This window comes from Synechococcus sp. H60.2, from assembly GCF_047462315.1.
Taxonomy (GTDB): domain Bacteria; phylum Cyanobacteriota; class Cyanobacteriia; order Thermostichales; family Thermostichaceae; genus Thermostichus.
The window spans coordinates 1-16,154 of the sequence record NZ_JANSIZ010000059.1; the positions used below are offsets into that span (position 1 = coordinate 1).

Genomic DNA, 16,154 nt, shown 5'->3' on the forward strand with positions numbered 1-16,154 from the left:
GCCGAGATGGCCCCCACCTGCTCCACCAAGCCGCGGAAGGGCAGCCAGGGTCCTGCTTGCAGTTCGCCCAAGGTAAGGCGCAGGCGAGGACAGCAGGGGGCAGCAGTTGGCTCTAGCGATAGCAGCGGGCGGGCCTGCCCTACCTCGGCCCAGCCTTGGCCGGGGAAGGATCTGGCAGTGGTCAGGATCCCGCCGGGGACGGCTTGCTCACATCCGCGCACAAAGGCCCGCGCCAGTTGCAACGCCAGGTGCGGCTCCTCCGCCAGCGCCAGCTCTGCTGGGCCTTGCCCCAGGGGCTCAGCCACCGGGCCAAGCAGCCAGTTAATGCCGATGGCCGCCGCCTCCCGCGCCGTGATCCTTCCCCACTGTTCTGCCCAGCGCTCGGCTTCGGATCCCAGGCGGCTTAGGCCCAGGGGGTGGGGGAAAGAAGTAGCCCCCGCCAGCGCCAGGCCGCGACTGGCCTCGGCTGCCACCAAAAGGGGCAGGGCAGCCCAAGACTGCGCCTCCTCGATCAGCAGCAGGGCCTCTGCCACATGGCCCTCAGTAATCCAGAGGCCCCCGATCCCCACCTCTTGGATCAGTCGCTTGAGGACCTCTCGGGGAGGAGACTGGGATCCCAGGCGGGCCGAAACCGGCACCACCAGCAGTTGGGCCACCTGCCGTGCTAAGGACAAGGGCTGCTCAAGGGCAGCGACCGGGGATCCCGAACCACTCATGGACACCATCAGCAAGGGGAAAGCGAGGGGATCCTATCCTTTGCGAAAACGCCGGGCAAGCGCAAAGATCCTAACCCCTCTGCCGGCTGCCGAAACCCTCAACGCCTTTGGGAAGCCCGGCAGCGGTCGCAGGTGCCGCAGGGCAGGCCGGACTGGTTCTCAGGGTAGCCAAAATGTTGCAAAATTGCCTGCCAGCGACAGCCGCGGCTGTGGATGAAGTCCTCCATCCCCCGCCAGGGATCCTCCCGCCGTGGCGGTTGCCAGCGGCGGTGCAGCACCTGGAAGTGAAAGGGATCTGGCCAGTGCAGACAGCCCATTTCCTGTAACAGGCCCAGGGCCACCCGCGTCTCCCCTGGGGGCAAGTCGGCATAGGATCCCTGGGAGGGCAGAGTTTGGAGCAAACGCCGTGCTTGGGCCAGCAGGCGCTCCTGCTGGGAATAGAAATAGGCTTGGCGCTGGCGATCGGTGGGATCCAGCAGGCCCGTCGGCTCCGAGACAAGCATGAGGGCCCGGCAAGGGCCACCATCCCGCCCGCCCCGCCCCACCTCCTGCAGATAGTCCATCAAGTTGGGGGGTGGGTGAAAGTGCAGCACCCAACGCACGTCCGGCTTGTTGATGCCCATGCCAAAGGCGTTGGTACAGACCAAAAAGCGCAGCTCGCCCTCTAGCCAAGCCCGTTCCAACTGGCGGCGGGATCCCGCTTCCAGCCCGCCGTGGTAGGTGGCGGTTTTCTGGTTTTGTCGGCCCAGCCACTCGGCCAGCTCCTCCCCATCCCGGCGGGTGCGCACATACACCAGGCCCGAGCCGGGGTTTTCGGCCAGGAAGCGCAGCAGGCGGCGACGGCGATCCGCTGGGCTCCAGGCCACCTCCACATGGAGGGAGATATTGGCCCGCAGGGGATCGGCGCGGATGCACTCCGGCTGCTGTAGCCCTAGGAGGTGGCGCAGGCGGTTGAGGGTTTCGGGATCGGCAGTGGCAGTAAAGGCAGCGATGGGAAAGGCAGGCTGGCCCAAGGCAGGACGCACCAACCCCAGGCGGCGGTAGTCGGGCCGGAAGGATCCTCCCCAGTGCACCAAGGTGTGCGCCTCGTCCACCATGAGGCCGTTGATAGGCACCTGTTGCAGCCGCTCCCAGACCGGGGGGCTAAAGAGGGTTTCCGGCCCTAGATAGAGTAGACGCAGCCGATTCTCCGCCAACGCCCGCAACACCCGCTTGCGCAGAGCCGGCTCCAGCTCGCTGTGCAGACAGGCCGCCGGCAGACGGCGCCTCCAGAGATCCTGAACTTGGTCCTCCATCAGGGCAATCAGGGGTGAGACCACCAAGGTCAGGCCTGTCTGCAGCAAAGCCGGCAGTTGAAAACACAAGGACTTGCCAAAGCCCGTCGGCAGCACCACGAGGGCATCCCGCTTCTCCAGTAAGGCGCGGATTACCCGATCCTGGGGCGGCCGCAGCGCCTCGTAGCCCCAGTACCGCTTGAGGGCAGAGTAAACCTGCTGCCAATCCTGCAAACGGCAATCCCCTTTGCCGCGATCTCTCTACCTACAGCAATCTACAGCGACTTCCTCGAGGGAAGTTCCAGGCCACTTCAGATCCTCCCAAAGGAAGAGGGGGCAGGGGTGAGGGAAACCCCCTGCCAGATCCACTCCCTAGGCTGGACGGCTGGGATCGGGGCTAGCGGGGAAGCGATGATGCCTGCTCAGGCTGGCAAGGTGGGGTTGCAGTAGCCATAGGGCAGCAGGCTTGTGCGATGCTAGAGGTGGGGTGTTCCTGCTGCTTTGGTTCCCATGACTGCCCTAGATTCCACGTGCTCGCTCCAGCCCAGAGTGGCTTTTGTTCACCGTCGCACAGCAGAGACGGACGTGCAGGTTCGCCTCAACCTCGATGGCAAGGGGCAGCACGAGATCGACACGGGGATCCCCTTTTTGGACCACATGCTGGCCCAGCTCAGCACCCATGGGCTAATTGATCTCCAGATCAAAGCGGTGGGGGATCTGCACATCGACGATCACCACACCAACGAAGATGTGGGCATCACGTTGGGACAAGCCCTAGCCCAGGCGCTGCAGGATCGGCGCGGCATTTACCGTTTTGGCCACTTCTGGGCGCCTTTGGATGAGGCCTTGGTGCAGGTGGTACTGGATTTTTCCGGACGCCCCCACCTCAGCTACGGCCTGGAGCTAACTGTGGAGCGCATTGGCCGCTACGAAACCCAGTTGGTGCGAGAGTTTTACCAGGCATTGGTCAACCACGCCCAGCTGACCCTGCACATCCGCCAGGCAGCCGGCCTCAATGCCCACCACCTTGTTGAAGCCAGTTTCAAAGCCTTTGCCCGCGCTCTGCGCATGGCCGTAGAGCGGGATCCGCGCCGACAGGATGAGATCCCCAGCTCAAAAGGAGTGCTGTAAACTTAACTCCTGCCTGAGCTGGGGACGGCGTGGCTGGCCAAAACAACACTGCCGCAGGCGGGCCAACTCCGCCTCACTGAGATCCTGCCACTGGCCGGGAGCCAGTCCCTCCAGCGAGAGAGGGCCCAGCCGCACTCGCACCAATCGCAGAGTTGGGATGCCGACAGCGGCGGTCATGCGGCGCACCTGGCGATTGCGACCTTCCCGCAGCGTCAGCTCCAGCCAGGTGGTGGGGATGGAGCGGCGAAAGCGAATGGGCGGATCCCGCGGTGGCAAGGGTGGCTCTTCGGTGAGAACCCTCACCTGGGCAGGGCGGGTTTTCCGCCCCTGGATGATCACCCCTTTTTCCAACTGTTGCAGAGCCTGCGGCGTGGGGATCCCTTCCACCTGCACCCAGTAGGTGCGCTCGTGGCCAAACTTGGGATCGATGAGGCGGGCGTTGAGGCGACCATCGTCGGTTAGCAGAAGCAGACCTTCGCTATCTCGATCCAACCGCCCCACCGGATAGACCCTGGGCACCGGGATGAAAGACTTGAGGGTTGGCCGCCCCTGCCGGTCGGTAAATTGGGTGAGCACGCCGTAGGGTTTGTAAAACTTGAGGTAGCGCATGGCAAAAGGGTGGATCCCGTCTTTTAAGGTTGGGCAGAGCAGCTTCAACGGTAAGATCAAGCCTTGAGGGCAGCGTTTCCCCCTGGCGGAAGAGTTTGACGGATCTCACCTCATGACGATAGACAACAATCTACTCTGGGTTTTAATTGGAACGGCAGGGCTCTCCCTTCTCAGTCTGGTGTACGTGTGGGTGGATGAGGGGATCAAACGGCGCCGCTACGAGCGGCAAAAGCAAGAAGAGGCTGCCCAAGCCGCTGCCGCTGCCCCCGAGCCCACCGCCACAGAGCCAAAAGCCGAGCTCGAACCCTCCGCCTCTCTCCAGGAGGCAGAGGTAGCGCCTAATACACCCAATGCCCCAGCCGCCACCTCCGAGCCGCTTGCCGATACCGCCGCTAGAACAGAGGAGACGCCGGAGGCCACCCCTTGAAGCTGCTCTTCCCCCGTTCCGCCTAAGTCGGCAGGTGGGCTAACCTGAGACAGGACGGCCAACGGGATCCCGATGTTGCGCCTGTTGCGGATCGAGAACTTCGCCCTCATCGAGCACTTGGAGATCCCCTTTCGGGCAGGGCTGAACGTGCTCACGGGAGAAACAGGGGCGGGCAAATCTATCATTCTCGAGGCTCTCGATGCCGCGCTAGGGGGGCCAGCTCGCGCTCTGCGCAGCGGCAGCGAGCGGGGCCTAGTGGAAGCCATTTTCCAGCCCACGGCCGCCCTGGAGGCCTGGCTAGAGCAGGAGCAAATTGAGCCTTTGGAAGAAGGCCTGGTCTGCAGCCGCGAGCTGGTGGTGCGCAACGGCAAGCTCAGCAGCCGCCTGCGAGTCAACGGGGTGCTGGTGAACAAGGCTCAGATGCTCAGCCTGCGCTCCCACCTGGTGGAGATCACCGCCCAGGGTCAGACAATCCAGCTCCAGTTGCCCCAAACTCAGCGCCGCTGGCTGGATGCCTTTGGCGGCGAAGAGCTGTTGCGCCTGCGCCTAGAGGTGGCAGCTTGCTACCAAACCTGGAGCCAGCTCAAAGCAGAGATAGCATCCCGCCAACAAAACCAACAACTGCGGCTGCAGCGGCTAGATCTCCTGGAGCTGCAAGCCCAAGAACTGGCTGCCCTGCGCCTAGAGGATCCCGGCGAACTGACCAAATTGGAGCGGGAGCGGGAGCGCCTAGCCCACTGCGTGGAACTGCAGCAGCAGAGCTATGCCGTCCACCAACTGCTCTACCAAAACGACAGCGGCTCGCCAGCTATTGCTGACTTGTTGGCCCAAGCCGAGCGGTTGCTGCAGAGCATGGCTCAACGGGATCCCGACCTAACTCCCCTCCTCGAACTGGTTAGCAGCGCCCTCGTTCAGGTGGAGGAGGCCGGACGGGAGCTGCTGCGCTACGGCGAGACCCTGGAAGCAGATCCCAGTCGGCTAAACAAAGTTGAACGGCGCCTTGCCCAACTGCGCCAGGCCTGCCGCAAATACGGCCCCACCCTGGCCGAGGTGATGGCCCACGCGCAGCGGGTGCAGGCAGAGTTGGCCCAACTGCGGCACGAGAACACCGACTTGGAGGAACTAGAGGCGCGGCTGGACCAGGCAGCCCAGGAGCTGGAGCGCCACTGCCAGGCGCTTTCCCACCTGCGGCAGCAGGCGGCCCGGAAACTGGAAAAGGCCCTCATTGAGGAGCTCAGGCCCCTGGGGATGAGCGGCGTGCAATTCCAGGTGCAAATCCAGCCAGGATCCCCCACCGCCGAAGGGGTGGATCAGGTGAGCTTTTGGTTTAGCCCCAACCCCGGCGAGCCCCTGCAACCCCTGGCGGAGATTGCCTCCGGCGGCGAGATGAGCCGTTTTCTACTGGCCTTAAAGGCGGTGTTCAGCCGCGTCGATCCGGTGGCTACCCTGGTTTTTGACGAGATCGACGTTGGCGTATCCGGCAAGGTGGCGCAGGCCATCGCCGCCAAATTGCACCAGCTTGCCCGGAACCACCAAGTTCTCTGCGTTACCCACCAACCCCTGATTGCTGCCCTAGCCGATCACCACCTGCGGGTTTACAAAGTGGTGCAAGAAGGGCGGACCTGCGTGCGGGTGGATCCCCTGGGAGAGAGGGAGCGCCGGGAAGAATTGGCCCAACTGGCCGCTGGCCACTCTGCCCAGGAGGCAATGGGCTTTGTGGAAGCCCTTCTCAGGCAGGCAGTCCAACTGGCCAGCTCCGCCTAGCTCCCCTCCCCCTCGAAAGAGGGGCTGGGGGTGAGGGCCTCAACCTCCCAAAAACAGCTCCAGCACTTGGGGATTGCGCAACAGGTTGGGGCCAGTATCCTCAAAGCGGTTTTCTCCCATGGACAAGACGTAGCCCCAGTCCGCTATAGCCAGAGCCTGCTTGGCATTTTGCTCCACCATCAGGATACTGACGCCAAGGCGGTTGATCTCCTGCAGGAGAGCAAAGGTCTGCTCAACGTACAGGGGCGACAGGCCAGCAGTGGGCTCGTCCAGTAACAACAGCCGGGGCTCTGTCATCAACGCCCGCCCCATGGCCAGCATCTGCCGCTGCCCACCGGAGAGGGATCCCGCCGCTTGCTTTCGCTTCTCTTTTAGGGGCGGAAACAGCTCATAAACCCGCTCCAGTTGAGCAGTGTAGTTATCGCGCCGGATAAAGGCCCCCATCTCCAGGTTTTCCTCCACCGTGAGGGAGGGAAAGACATTGTTGGTTTGGGGCACAAAGCCAATCCCCCGCCGCACCAGTTGCTCGGCAGGGAGATGGGTGATGTCAGAGCCTTGGAACAGCACCCGGCCAGAGTGGATGGTGGCCAGCCCAAAGAGGGACTTGAGCACCGTGGATTTGCCCGCGCCGTTGGGGCCGATGATGACCACAATTTGGCCCGGATTGACCTTGAGGCGGATCCCTTTGAGGATGTCCACGCCGCGGTAGCCGCTGTAGAGATCTTGAATCTCTAGCAAAGGGGTCATGGGGGGGATCCCTCCGGCGAGACGGTGGAGGCCGGCCCGGAGCTGAGAGCATCCGCCAGGGCAATGGATCCGAGATAGGCCTCACGCACGGCTGGGTTTTGCTTGATTTCCTGCATGGATCCCTGCGTCAGCACCCTCCCCCCCGCCATGACCACCACATGGTGGCAAAGGCGAGTCACCAGATCCAGGTCGTGTTCGATGATGCAGAAGGTGCAGCCGCGCTCACGGTTGAGGTACTCGATAAAGCGCATCAAGTCCGCCAGCAGCGTGCGGTTGACACCAGCCCCTGGCTCGTCCAAGAGGATGACCCGCGCGTTCGCCATTAGAGTACGTCCCAGTTCCAACAGCTTCTTTTGTCCGCCGGAAAGGTTGACCGCCAGTTGATCGCGTAGGTGGATGAGGTTGAGCCGTTCCAAAACTTCTTCAGCCCGAGCCTGAAGCTGGCGCTCTTGCCGTTGCACGCGCCGCCAGCGGAACCAGGTGTTGAACAGGTTCTCCCCCGCCTGCTCAGGAGGGACGACCATCAAGTTTTCTAGAACGGTCATGCGGCCAAACTCCCGCGGGATCTGGAAGGTGCGCACCAGCCCGCGGTGGAACAAGCGGTGGGGAGGCAGGCCGGTGACATCTTCCCCATCCAGCCAAATGCGGCCGCTGCTGGGTCGAATAAACCCGGCAATGATGTTAAAAAGAGTTGTTTTCCCCGCCCCGTTGGGGCCGATCAAGCCCGTGATCCGGCCAGCTTCGATGCGGAAGGAACAGCGATCCAGGGCATTGACGCCGCCAAACTGTTTGGAGATGTTGTCGATAACAATCACGCTGCTGCTCTGGGAAAACTCGATTACCCAATGGATCCGCCATTGTATGAACTTTTATCGTAGGATAACGAGCCCTATTTAACCAAACTCGGGAATAGGTTTGCCAAAAAGCTACTCCTTGGGGGTTGGGCTGACTCTAGGAGGGAACTCTCCGAGGTAAGCCAACGTCTGCTTCTGTACCATCAACTTTTGGGAATCGCAGTTTTATTCCCTCATTGGAGGTTCTTGGTTATGTCCTCTGTGCACAAACTGACCCGGCGGGCCTTCGCAACGGCGGCAGCTCTGACGGCAGCGGCGCTGGCCACCACCCTGCTGCCGAGCACAGCTCAGCAAGCAGCCCAAACCCCGATCAAAATTGGAGCGCTGCTGTCTTTGACAGGCGACCTGCAAGCCTATGGGGAAAACTGCCTCAAGGGCATCAAGCTGGCCCTGGATCAGATCAACGCTGCTGGCGGCGTCCTCGGATCCCAAATCCAAGTGGTGGAGGCGGATGACCAAACCTCAGCCCAGCCGGCTATCGATGCTGCCCAGCGGCTCGTGAATGTGGAGAAGGTGGCCGCCATTATTGGTGCTTTGGGCAGTGGCGTTACCATCCCAGTGGCCACAACAGTAACAGTTCCCAGCAAGATTCCGCAGATTTCGCCCGCTTCTACTGCTCCCAGCATCACCACCTTGGACGACAATGACTTTCTGTTCCGCACCGTTCCTTCCGATGCTTTCCAAGGGGTAGCCCTGGCGCAAATTACCCGCGAAGAGAAGCTGGATCGCCTGGCGGTTATCTACATCAACAACGACTACGGCCAAGGGCTGGCCGACAGCTTCAAGGCAGCCTTTGAGAAGCAGGGAGGCAAGATCACCAAGGCCGTCCCCTACGAGCCCGGCAAAGCCTCCTACCGCGGCGAGCTGGATCAGCTCAAGGAAGGGGATCCCCAGGCCCTAGTGGTTATTGGCTATCCAGAAAATGGTGCGGTTATCCTGCGGCAGGCTTTGGAAGGGGGGCTATTTGACCGCTTTGTCTTCACAGACGGCATGCGCTCTCCCGATCTGGCCACCCAGGTGGGGGCAGACAAGCTTGAGGGATCCATCGGCACTTCGCCCCAGGCCCTCACCGATAGCAAGGCTTACCAGAGCTTTGCCGAAGCCTACAAAACTACCTACGGGGAGCTGCCCCCCACGCCTTACATTGACACCGCCTACGACGCCGCCTTCCTCTTGGCTCTGGCCATTCAAAAGGCCGGCAGCACCGATGGCACCGCCATCCGCGATGCTCTGCGGCAAGTGGCCAATCCCCCCGGCACCGAGATCCTGCCAGGAGAGTGGGCCAAGGCGGTGGAGCTACTCAAGAAAGGGGAGGACATTGACTACACCGGTGCTTCCGGCTCGCTGAACTTCGACGAGAAGGGAGACGTGGCTGGAACCTTTGCCCACTGGACTTTTAAAGAAGGAAAGATCGTGGATTTGCAGGTGTTTGAGCCGGAAGGCTAAGAGTCTTTAGGCCGGTGGTGCTCGGCTTGGCCGGGCCAGTTCCCGCCTAAGCTCAAAAGCGGGGGTCTGCAGAGAAGACTTTTGCAGGCCCCTGTTTTTTGGGGAAGATCAACAGGAGGGGAGCAAGTCTTTGCTGTGAACCTGTACCGAGATGTGCTGCGGCCCTTGCTTTTTTCGGGCCTGAGGGCTGACCCGGAAGCGGTCAAGGTGGGGCTCTTGCGCGCCCTGGAGTGGCTGGACGCCACCCAGGCTACCGGGATCCTGGCTCTTTTGGAGCGCCTGTTCTGCTATCGGGATCCCCGGCTAGAAGTACGGCTCTGGGGCCTCACCTTCCCCAATCCCATCGGCCTGGCGGCGGGCTTTGACAAGGATGGTCACGCTTTGGCCGTCTGGCCCAGCTTGGGCTTTGGCTTTGTGGAGGTGGGCACCGTCACTCCTCAGCCCCAGCCGGGCAACCCCAAGCCGCGCCTGTTCCAGTTGCCCCAGGATCGGGCTGCTCTCAACCACATGGGCTTCAACAACCAGGGGGCGGCAGCTCTGGCCGAACGGCTGCGCCGGCTGCCCCAACGTCTCATTCCCATTGGCATCAACCTGGGCAAAGGGAAGGCCACCCCCCTGGAGGCGGCGGCTGCCGACTACCTGGCCAGCTTTCGTCTGTTGCGGGAGCTGGGAGACTATTTTGTGGTCAACGTCAGCTCCCCCAACACGGCGGGATTGCGATCCCTGCAGGCTGCCGAGCAGTTGGCGCCCATCCTAGCGACGTTGCAGGGGGAAAATCGCGGACAGAAGCCCCTTTTGGTGAAGATTGCCCCTGACTTGGATTGGCCAGCAATTGACGCCATCCTGGAGCTGGCCCAAGCCTACGGACTGGCGGGGATTGTAGCCACCAACACTACCCTGCGCCGCGACAACCTGAAAACCCGCTTCCTGCCCGGCCTGGGGCCCCTCGCTACGGCAGCCGGCGGCATCAGCGGCGCCCCCCTGCGACAGCGCTCCACCCAGGTGATCCGCTACATTCACCAAGCCACCCAGGGGCAATTGCCGATTATTGGAGTGGGGGGCATTTTCACTCTGGCCGACGCCCTGGAGAAACTGGAGGCCGGGGCCAGCCTGCTCCAGGTCTATACCGGCTGGGCCTATGAAGGGCCAAGCCTAGTTCCCCGCCTGTTGCGCGGCCTGGCCGCTGGCAGGAATCCCGCCCCTTTCTCCTCGGAGAGAATGCCGCCAGGGATCCAATCCGGGCGTAAGATTGTTATGGATCCCTGAGGGAACTTGCCGGTGAACCTGCTGCAACACCTGTTCAAAACCCCCCATCCAGTTATTGGGGTGGTTCATCTGTTGCCGCTGCCCACCTCCCCCCGTTGGGGCGGCGACCTGGAGTGGGTGATCGCTCAGGCGGAGCAGGCTGCCACGGCCTTGGCAGCAGGAGGAGTAGATGGGATCCTCGTCGAGAACTTTTACGATGCGCCCTTTGCCAAGGAGCAGGTGGATGCGGCGGTGGTGAGCGCCATGACCGCAGTTGTCCAGCGACTGAAAATGCTGGTCTCCCTGCCCATCGGGATCAACGTCCTGCGCAACGATGGCTACAGCGCCCTAGCCATTGCCGCCTGTGTGGGGGCCCAGTTTATCCGGGTCAATGTCCTCTGCGGGGCGATGGTGACCGACCAGGGCATCATTGAGGGAAATGCCCACCGCCTGCTGCGCTACCGCCGCGAGCTGGGGGCCGACATCAAGATCTTTGCCGATGTGCTGGTGAAGCACGCTCAGCCCCTAAGTCCCATTAGCCTGGAGGCGGCTATCGCCGACACGGTGGAGCGCGGCCTAGCCGATGCCATTGTTCTCTCCGGCTGGGCCACCGGAAAACCGCCTCTTCTGGAAGATTTGAAGCTGGCCCGCCAAGTTGCCCCTCAGGTACCTCTGTTGATTGGCTCAGGGGCCACCGCCGAAAACATCGGCACCCTCATCCGCCACGCGGATGGCGTGATTGTGGCCAGTTCTCTGAAACGGCCGGCCCGTTCCGCCGGCATGCCGGTGGGCTGTGCGGATCCCTTTCCCCTCATCGACCCCATCCGGGTGCGGCAGTTTGTGGAAGCATTGCACCTTGGCCTGGGCGAACAGCCCGCCAATCCGGCTTGCCTGGCCACTCCCAGCTCTAGCTGCAGCTAGACCTCAGGGATAGAATTGGCATTACTTCGTCGTATCAGGGTTTCTCCTCATGTTGTCGGCTGAACTCGAAGGCTGGCAGCCTTCCCCCAGCTTGGTTTCCGCTCCCGTTGGTGGGACGGAGCCCTTGCCCTTGGAGGAAGTTTCGTGGAGCCACGTGCCGGCTCAGGTTCCCTGCATTTGGGTCATCGACGATGACCCGGTGAACGGTCGTTACATCGGCGAAGTCCTCAAAAGCTCCAACTACCGGGTGGAAAGCTGGGAAAGCGGCCAGTTGGCCTGGGAGCACCTGCAGACCCTGGATGAAAGCGAATGGCCGGATTTGATCATCTGCGACTGGGTCATGCCGGGTTTGTCTGGAGTAGAGCTCTGTCGCCGTCTGAAGCACTCCGCTGCCGGCCAGTTTGTCTACTTCCTTTTGCTCACCGCCCGCTCCGAAGTTGAGGATCGGGTGCAGGGGCTGGATGCAGGGGCGGACGAGTTTATCGTTAAGCCGGTCGAGGCTGAGGAGCTGCGGGCCCGGGTACGGGCGGGACTGCGCCTGCAGCGGCTCACCCGAGCTCTGGCCCAGGCCAACCGGCAACTGCGGGCCCGCAACGAGCTGTTGGAGTCTCTGTCTTTGACGGATCCCTTGACTGGAGCCTTGAACCGCCGCGCTCTCGACCAGGCGTTGCCCCATTTACTCAAGCAGGTGGGGCCCCGTGGGCAAGCCCGCTATCGCTATCTCTGCCTGCTGATGATGGATGTGGATTACTTCAAGCAGGTCAACGACACCTACGGCCACTTCATCGGCGACTGCGTGTTGCAGGCCCTTGTTGGGCGGCTGCACAATCAACTGCGTCCCTCCAGCCTGCTCTACCGCTACGGCGGCGAAGAATTTGTCTGCGTCACCCCTGGGCTCAACCCCGCCCACTGCCACCGCTACGCCGAGTCTCTGCGCCGGGCCATCGCCAGCCGGCCAATTGACGTTTCGCCCAAACGCAGCCTGCCTGTCACCATTAGCATTGGCGGGATCGTTATCAGCGAAGATGCCCCCTTAGATCCAGAAACTGCTCTCCAGCGAGCGGACGAGGCCCTCTACCAGGCCAAGCAAGCCGGGCGAAACTGTGTACGCCTCTTCCTGCCATCGCTACTGGAGAACTACTGTCCTCCGCCGGGCTCGAGAGGGTAGCCGGAAGCTGCCGCCAAGGCTTCCAGCGAGCGCAGCCCCACGTAGGTGCGGCCGTTGATGATCCAGGTGGGATAGCTGGTGATCCCTGCTTCTGTGCATGCCTGGGCTTGGGGCGTACCGGGACCGTTGGGGGAGCACTCCACGTAAGGCACTTGGGCAAAGGCCGACCCAAACAGCTCTTTCTGCTCCTGACAATGGGGGCACCAGTAGGCCCCGTACATGGTGCCGCCGATCTGCCGCAGGTGGGCCGCCAACCCTGCCGCCAGGGGGCTGGGGGGAGGAACTTGGTTGGCATACACCCCAATGGTGGTCACCAAGGTGAGAAAGCTCACGAAAATGTAGCTAAAGGCCAGCTTGCCCCAATCCAGCCAGCGGTGGCCCAGCAGGGTTACCGCCCACAGGCCGGCCACCAAGACTATGGCGGTGGTGCAATACAGACAAAATTGCCGCAGCACCCCCACCATCAGGTAGAGCATGTACATTTCAAAGGCGGTCATGGCGGAAACCAGACCAAACAGGGCCGGCCAGCGCCACCGCTTCACCAGCGGGATCCCATCCGGCAGCACCGCCAGCGCCAAGACCCCCAAAAACCCCAGCAGGCCAACTGTTGCCGTCGGGATCCCCAAAAACTCTGCCCAACGGCTGGAGAGCACCAGGTCGCACCCCCCATCCCCCGTGCAGAAAGCGGCAGGCTGATCGGTCAGCTTGGTGTAGGTGAGGTAGGCCGTCAACAGGGATCCCAAGCTGGCCAAGGTTGCCAAGATGGGACGAGCATGGCGCTGCAGCCAGGTCTCTTCTTGGGTTCTGAGTTTGAGGTAGAAGGCCATGGGGTTCTAGAGCGTTCCAGCAGATGGACACCCCCGATTATAGTGGGGCAGCGTTGGCCTCGTCCGTGGGATCCGAGGCAGAAGAGCCGGCTGAGCGCCGCACTTGGGCAGCAAACCTATCCCCCAGTGGCTCCAGCTCCCAAATAGATCCCATCTTGGAGTTGGAAATAGGCCGGTCGCAGATCCCCCAGCGGCGACGAAAGTAGCGGGCCAGATCTTTTTCGGCCAGAGCCAGATACACTGGCCGGCCATGGGGACAAGTGTGGGGATTGGCGGTGCGCTGCCAGGCCTCCAGTAACTGTTGCATCTGCTCCAGGGTAAGGGGGATCCCATTGCGCAGGGCGCCACGACAGGCCACCGCCACTTGAGCTGATTCGAGGTCAGCACAGCGGCTCAGCTCCAGGAGGGATCCCTGAATCTCCTTGGGATCTTCCGACCACAGGGCCAGAGGCAGGCGGCGCACCAGATAGGTGTTGGGGCCAAAGGGTTCCGGCTCCAGCCCTAATTGCTCCAACTGCTCCACGGCTTGGGGGGATAGTCCCTGCAGCATTACAGGCGTCTCCAGTTCTACTGGCTGCCAATGGCGTTGGATGTACTCGTAGCGCACCCGCTCGTGGGCCAGGTGCTGTTCCACCAGCCATAGCCCCTGAGGGTGCTCCGCCAGGATGTAGATTCGGTGCAGTTGGGCCAGGGCCCTAAGAGGGGGCAGGGAGGGAGCCGAGCAAGCGGGAGCAGCAGGAGCTGGGTTGAAAGGAAGATGGGGCTGCCGGCTGGCCTCATAAACCGACTTGGCCTCGCTGGCCCGGATGAGATGCACCGAGCGGCGGCTGGCTTGGCCAGATCCCGATTGGAGAAGAGCATGCAAGTGCTGGCGCAATTGCTCCTGTCGGATCTCCGGATCCTGGAGATAGAGCTCGCTCTTGGCAGGATGGCGATTCCAGTCCACCTGCTCTGGCGGCAAGCGCAGGTGCACCACCACCAGCGGGTAGCGGTGGCGAGGCAAGGCGTGCTGAAAGACTGACTGGATTAGCCGTTGCCACTCCGGCATCTGCACAAAGCGCCCGTTGACGGCCACGCGGATCCAATCGGGGCGGGGGCGATGCCGGCGATCCGGCAAGCCCAGCACCATTTCCCAATCGCTGTCCCCCTCTCGGATCCGTCGGTAGCGCAGATCCGAGGGATCCACCTGCGGTAACACTTGTAGCAGCAGATCTTGCAAAGACTGGCCCGGCCACAGGCTGAGCAACAGTTGCCCCTCCTGGCGCACCTGCCAACTCACCCAAGGATGGGCCAAGGCTGCATTCTGCACCAGTGTCAAGAGCGGGCGAGTCTGGGGCAGGGAGCGGCGGCGCAAGGGCCAATCGGCAAACAAATCCGCCACCGTGACCACCGTTCCCAAAGCCATGGCTGCTGGTTGCCTGTGGGTCAGCTCCCCTTGGCGGTCGTAGGCGGCCAGCCAGCCGTGGGCATCGTCAGCATGGCGGGTCTGAATCGTCAGGGATCCCAAGCGGGCCAGGCTGTGCAGGGCTTCGCCCCGAAACCCCAGGCTACGCCCATCTAACTTGCTGGTGGTGTGGCGGCGAGCCACCTGCTCCAACTCCGAACCTGGGATCCCTTGCCCATTATCGGCCACCCGCACCTGCCAGCGACTGGGCCAAATCTCTACCTGAATGCGGGTGGCCTGAGCATCGAGGGCATTTTCCAGCAACTCCCGTAGGGCCGCCTCCAGCGAGTCAATCACCTCTCCCGCGGCCATCTGGGCGATCCGCTCTGGGTTCAGGGGCTGGATTTTGGACATGGAGTGAGTTGAGAAAGCAGACCCTCTTCCTGCCAGCCTGTCGCCGAAAGGCCAACAGCGTCGAGCTTTAGCTTAGCTCTCTCTCTGTTGCCGGTGGACAGCGCCTTGCTAATAATTTTCATTAACTTCAAGGGCCCTCTCAGGCAAAGTGAAGGATTGCTGCTCTGCCCCCCTACCCGTTGGCAACCGCCAAGAGCTCCGAGAAAAAGAGAGCTGAGTGGGTGGACAGTTAAAGGAAGCCTTAAAATCCCAACCCCAGTCATCAGCCTCTACTAGGATTTAAATAATAAAATTTCTCATTAAGGGGGAGATTATGGCAGCACAGCAAGCTCCGGCCAAAGAGCTGTTTAGAGAGGCCTTTGAGAATCGCTACACCTGGGATAAGGACTTTCCTGGCTACCAAGCTGAGATAGCCTACTTTCCCAAAGAAGGTGACAGCAGCCTCTCCTTCTCAGGAGTTGTGAGTATTGACCGCAACATGAAGATTGATATTGCCGGCGTCGAGGACGAGGAGATCCGCCAGAAAATAAGGGAACAGATGTGGGAAATCATGGTGCATCGCGTTCGTCATTCCTTCGACGAAGAACACGGTGGCCACACCTTTGTCTATGGAGAGCCACAAAATTCAGACATCACTGAAGTTCTTGTTTCGGGCTTATCTTCTACCGATAGGTACTGGGTTCAGGACAAGCACATTCAAAGGGTGCATCGCCATCTTGCCAATCGGACAATTACAGTCTCAGTTCAAGAGTTTTACGATACAGGTGAGGGCTACCTACCCACTCACTACACTGCTGAGTATGGTAGCCCAGGAACCGAAGAAAAAACTCAAGCAAAGATGATCTATGAAGATCGTTATCAAAAAATAGGTCGGTATTGGATTCCAGTTGAGAGAAGAATTTGGGAAGAGCAGGATGGCAAAAAAAGTGCATCGCCTCAGCTTTTCCTCTTCTCAAATATTCGATTTTTCGAATAGCTGGGAAAATAAGTTTTCTCTTTAAAGCAGCAAACCGTCCAGCATCAACCCCCAAGGCCAGGTGGGCTTTCCCCAGTATGCCCATCTGTGTGGGAAAGAGCCAAGCCCCGGCCCTCAAGCAGGGAGAAAACCCCCTCGTGAAGACCAGGGGGTGAAAAGCAGTCTAGTCAGCTAGGTCAGGAGTGGATTAGCCACGGATGGCCGGCGCCACTTCCACCGCCGCCAAGTCCAGCGGGAAGTTGTGCGCATTC

15 protein-coding genes are annotated in these 16,154 nt (G+C 61.5%); 8 read left to right on the forward strand and 7 right to left on the reverse strand.

All coding sequences use genetic code 11. The features are described from left to right. Together NW845_RS09710 and NW845_RS09715 are read right to left on the reverse strand one after the other, a co-directional pair. Positions 1–725, reverse strand: a 725-nt coding sequence (locus tag NW845_RS09710) for a glycoside hydrolase family 3 N-terminal domain-containing protein (RefSeq protein ID WP_414378344.1), incomplete at its 3' end; no start/stop codon positions are given. 89 nt (positions 726–814) lie between these two features. Next, the gene (locus NW845_RS09715) at positions 815–2,224 is read right to left on the reverse strand and encodes a RecQ family ATP-dependent DNA helicase (protein WP_414378333.1); all 1,410 of its coding nucleotides are present in this window, start codon (positions 2,222–2,224) and stop codon (positions 815–817) included. Positions 2,225–2,500: 276 nt separating this feature from the next. Between NW845_RS09715 and hisB the strand changes: the two genes are divergently transcribed. Beyond that, positions 2,501–3,121: an imidazoleglycerol-phosphate dehydratase HisB gene (gene hisB / locus NW845_RS09720; RefSeq protein ID WP_414378334.1), complete on the forward strand. Its 621-nt coding sequence runs from the start codon at positions 2,501–2,503 to the stop codon at positions 3,119–3,121. Here the strand turns inward: hisB and NW845_RS09725 are convergent. Beyond that, positions 3,104–3,730, reverse strand: coding sequence for a pseudouridine synthase (locus tag NW845_RS09725; RefSeq protein ID WP_414378345.1), 627 nt, complete (start codon positions 3,728–3,730; stop codon positions 3,104–3,106). The genes hisB and NW845_RS09725 overlap by 18 nt on opposite strands. 112 nt (positions 3,731–3,842) lie before the next feature. On the opposite strand from NW845_RS09725, the gene NW845_RS09730 reads away from it, so the two are divergent. Then, entirely contained in the window at positions 3,843–4,157 is a 315-nt protein-coding gene (locus tag NW845_RS09730; protein WP_414364025.1) for a hypothetical protein, read from the forward strand. Positions 4,158–4,229: 72 nt separating this feature from the next. Beyond that, complete coding sequence (gene recN, locus NW845_RS09735; protein WP_414378335.1) at positions 4,230–5,921, forward strand: DNA repair protein RecN; 1,692 nt, start codon at positions 4,230–4,232, stop codon at positions 5,919–5,921. A 39-nt stretch (positions 5,922–5,960) separates the two neighbouring features. On the opposite strand, the gene NW845_RS09740 is transcribed toward recN, so the two are convergent. Next, the gene (locus NW845_RS09740; RefSeq protein WP_414364023.1) at positions 5,961–6,668 is read right to left on the reverse strand and encodes an ABC transporter ATP-binding protein; all 708 of its coding nucleotides are present in this window, start codon (positions 6,666–6,668) and stop codon (positions 5,961–5,963) included. After that, a complete protein-coding gene (locus NW845_RS09745; protein WP_414378337.1) occupies positions 6,665–7,483 on the reverse strand; it encodes an ABC transporter ATP-binding protein in 819 nt (272 codons plus the stop codon). The genes NW845_RS09740 and NW845_RS09745 overlap by 4 nt, the downstream gene beginning before the upstream one ends. A 231-nt stretch (positions 7,484–7,714) precedes the next feature. On the opposite strand from NW845_RS09745, the gene NW845_RS09750 reads away from it, so the two are divergent. The 4 genes from NW845_RS09750 (at position 7,715) to NW845_RS09765 (ending at position 12,302) form a co-directional block, all read left to right on the forward strand. Beyond that, a complete protein-coding gene (locus NW845_RS09750) occupies positions 7,715–8,968 on the forward strand; it encodes an ABC transporter substrate-binding protein (RefSeq protein ID WP_414364021.1) in 1,254 nt (417 codons plus the stop codon). Positions 8,969–9,103: 135 nt separating this feature from the next. Further along, complete coding sequence (locus NW845_RS09755) at positions 9,104–10,234, forward strand: quinone-dependent dihydroorotate dehydrogenase (RefSeq protein WP_414378338.1); 1,131 nt, start codon at positions 9,104–9,106, stop codon at positions 10,232–10,234. Positions 10,235–10,246: 12 nt separating this feature from the next. Next, positions 10,247–11,134: a photosystem I biogenesis protein BtpA gene (gene btpA, locus NW845_RS09760; RefSeq protein ID WP_414364019.1), complete on the forward strand. Its 888-nt coding sequence runs from the start codon at positions 10,247–10,249 to the stop codon at positions 11,132–11,134. Positions 11,135–11,183: 49 nt separating this feature from the next. Then, positions 11,184–12,302 (forward strand): diguanylate cyclase, encoded by a 1,119-nt coding sequence (locus NW845_RS09765; RefSeq protein ID WP_414378339.1) that lies wholly within the window; start codon positions 11,184–11,186, stop codon positions 12,300–12,302. Here the strand turns inward: NW845_RS09765 and NW845_RS09770 are convergent. Further along, entirely contained in the window at positions 12,272–13,129 is an 858-nt protein-coding gene (locus NW845_RS09770) for a vitamin K epoxide reductase family protein (protein WP_414378340.1), read from the reverse strand. The two genes, NW845_RS09765 and NW845_RS09770, sit on opposite strands and share 31 nt — an antisense overlap. A 37-nt stretch (positions 13,130–13,166) precedes the next feature. Then, the gene (mutL, locus tag NW845_RS09775; RefSeq protein WP_414378341.1) at positions 13,167–14,927 is read right to left on the reverse strand and encodes a DNA mismatch repair endonuclease MutL; all 1,761 of its coding nucleotides are present in this window, start codon (positions 14,925–14,927) and stop codon (positions 13,167–13,169) included. 313 nt (positions 14,928–15,240) lie between these two features. On the opposite strand from mutL, the gene NW845_RS09780 reads away from it, so the two are divergent. Next, positions 15,241–15,903: a DUF3386 domain-containing protein gene (locus tag NW845_RS09780; protein ID WP_414378342.1), complete on the forward strand. Its 663-nt coding sequence runs from the start codon at positions 15,241–15,243 to the stop codon at positions 15,901–15,903. Positions 15,904–16,154: the final 251 nt, after the last annotated feature.